Genomic DNA, 2753 nt, shown 5'->3' with positions numbered 1-2753 from the left:
CCAAGACCGGGTATCCGACGCTGCCGCTGGAGCAGCAGCGGATGCGGCTGCTGGGCGGTCTGGCGATGCTCGCGCAGCGCACCCAGGCCGAGGTCCGCGACCATCCTCCGTCGCTCTCCGCCACGACCAAAGTCGGGGAACCGGCGGTTCCGGTCCTGAGGCGGGAGCGGCGGCTACTCCCGCCGGACGAGGAGCAGGGCGATGTCGTCGGGCCGCTGTGCCGTCCGGCGGGCCCGGCCGACCAGCCGGTCGGCGAGGTCGTCGAGGGTGCGGCCGCCGTCCCGTGCGCCGCCACGCGCGTCGGGTACCACGGGCCCGGCGTGGGCGAGCGAGCTGCGGAGTTCGTCGATGCCCTGGTCGATGGAGGTGGACGGGGTCTCCACCAGGCCGTCGGTGTACAGCGCGAGCACCGAGCCGACCGGGAGGTGCAGCCGGGTGGTGGGGTAGTGCGAGGAGCGGTCGACGCCGAGCAGCGGGCCGCCCTCCAGGTCGACCAGGTCGGTGCGCCCGTCGGGACGGCGCAGCAGCGGCGGCGGGTGGCCGGCCCGGACGCCGTGCCCGCGGCCGTCCGAGGGGTCGAGGTGGATCAGGCAGCAGCTGGCGAGCAGCCCCGGATCGAGGTCGGCCATCAGGTGGTTGGTGCGCACCAGCACCTCGGCGGGCGGGCTGCCGCCGGAGGCGAAGGCGCGCACGGCGCTGCGCAGCTGCCCCATGGTGGCGGCGGCGCCGACGTTGTGTCCCTCGACGTCGCCGATGACCAGGCAGAGGCCGTGCGGGGTGGTGATGACGTCGTACCAGTCGCCGCCGATCTCCATGCCGCGGGTGCCGGGCAGGTAGCGGGCGGCGATGGCGATGCCGGGCACGGTGGGCAGCCGGTGCGGGAGCAGGGCCTGCTGGAGGCCGCGGGCGAGCTCGAACTCGGCGTCGTACAGCCGGGCCCGCTCCAGGGCCTGGGCGATCAGGCCGCCGAGGGCGGTCAGCTGGACGCGGTCCTCGGGGGTGAAGGTCCTGGGCTGTTCGAAGCCGAGGATGAGGCTGCCGATGGGGTGGCCGGAGGCGATCAGCGGCAGGAAGGCCCAGGCCCGCATCTCGTCCTGCGGGATGCCCGGGTAGGCGTCGAGGAGTTCGCGGGAGGACTGGAAGAAGAGCGGGGTGCCGGCGATCAGGGTCTCGGTGCCGGGCAGCCGGGCGCCGAGCGGGGTGGCCTCGAAGCGGTCGAGGAACCCCTCGGGGTAGCCGCTCTGGGAGACCAGGTGCATCCGGCCGTTCTGGGCGAGGTAGAGGGCGAGCTCCTGGCCGCCGTAGCCGGGCAGGATCTGCTCCAGGACGGTGTTGCAGACCTCCTGGACGGAGACCGCCTCGGTGAGGGCGCTGGCCAGCTGCAGCAGGTGGTAGGTGGCGCCGAGGCTGGCGGGGGCGGCGGGCGGGGCCTCCGGCAGGACGGCGGAGTGCGGGTCGGCCGGTTCGGCGGCGGCGACGACCCGGCCGGTGACGCCGTGCGCGTCGGGGTAGAGCGAGAAGGCGAGCCAGTGGTCGGGGGGCCGGCAGGCGAGGAAGGCGGTCGGGCGCCGGGAGAGCATCGCGGCGCGGTAGCGGTCCTCGTAGGCGGGGTCGCCGAGCCAGGGCAGCACGTCCCAGGGATGCCGGCCGAGGAGTTCGTCCCGGCGGGCGTGGAGGAACATCTCGGCGGTGCGGTTGACGTAGACGACCATGCCCTCGGCGTCGAGGGCGAAGACGCCGTCGCGCAGCCGCTCCACGGCGGCGACGGCGGCGGAGCCCGCGGAGTCGTCGAGGACGACGACGACCAGGTGGGTGCCGTCGGCGACCCGGCGGCCGCGCAGGTCGAGGGTGCGGTGGCCGCCGCGCGGGTCGCGGACCCGGACCTGCCGGTCGAAGGGGCGGCCGTCGGCCGCGGCCCGCCGGGCGGCCTCGCGCAGCAGCGGCATGTCCTCGGGCGAGAGCCGTTCGACCAGGGTGGCGAGCCGGCCGTCGAAGGAGCCGGGGGCGAGGCCGAGGATGGCCTCCAGCTCCCGGTCGACGGCGATGGTGCGGCCGGGGATGTCCCAGTCGAAGACGCCGACCCGGGTGGCCGGCCCGGACGGCGGCGGGAGCTGGACGACGGTGGGCTCGTCGGCGGCGGCCAGTTCGCCGTACGGGGTGAGCGAGGCGGCGATCCGGTTCGCGGAGGAGCGCAGCTGGCGGCGGGCGCCGCCGGGCAGGCCGGCCTCGGTGCTGGGCCACAGCACGCACAGCACGCCGAGGGTGCCCTCGCGGGTGGCGATCGGTGCGGCGGCGAAGGAGAAGGCGTAGGGCAGGCCGACCGCGAGGCGGGGGAAGCGCCGCATGGTCTCGTCGGGGTCGGCGAGGACGATGGTGCGGCCGGTGCGGAAGGCCTCGGCGGGGGGCAGCGGGGCGAGCAGGGCGATCCGCCGGAAGGCGCTGAGCAGTGGCAGCGGGACGCCGACGACGGTGCTGAGCACCAGCGAGCGGTGGTCGGGGGACGGCAGGTAGACCAGCCCTCCGTAGCCGGAGGTGAGGTCGACGGCCCTGGTCAGGCCCTCGGCGAGGAGTTTCTCGACGGCGTCGCGGTCGGCCGCCCGGCGCGGGGCACCCGGCGGGGCGATCTCCTCGGCCGGGGGCGGCGGTGCTCCGGCGGTCTCCCACCGCGGCGCTGAACGACGAGGACAGCCGCAAGCTGCTCGACCTGATGCTGGAGCTCAAGGCCCAGGGCATCTCCTGCATCATCATCTCGC

Annotated in this window: 1 protein-coding gene; it reads right to left on the bottom strand. The window is 75.7% G+C overall.

The window, feature by feature from the left end; translation table 11 throughout:
* Positions 1-173 precede the first annotated feature (173 nt).
* A complete protein-coding gene (locus ABZ641_RS32015) occupies positions 174-2624 on the bottom strand; it encodes a SpoIIE family protein phosphatase (protein ID WP_359987493.1) in 2451 nt (816 codons plus the stop codon).
* Positions 2625-2753: the final 129 nt, after the last annotated feature.

It is taken from the genome of Kitasatospora sp. NPDC007106, from assembly GCF_040634455.1.
Lineage (GTDB): Bacteria > Actinomycetota > Actinomycetes > Streptomycetales > Streptomycetaceae > Kitasatospora > Kitasatospora arboriphila.
The sequence above is the reverse complement of the archived record's forward strand: the minus strand, read 5'-3'. Positions and strand labels throughout refer to the sequence as shown.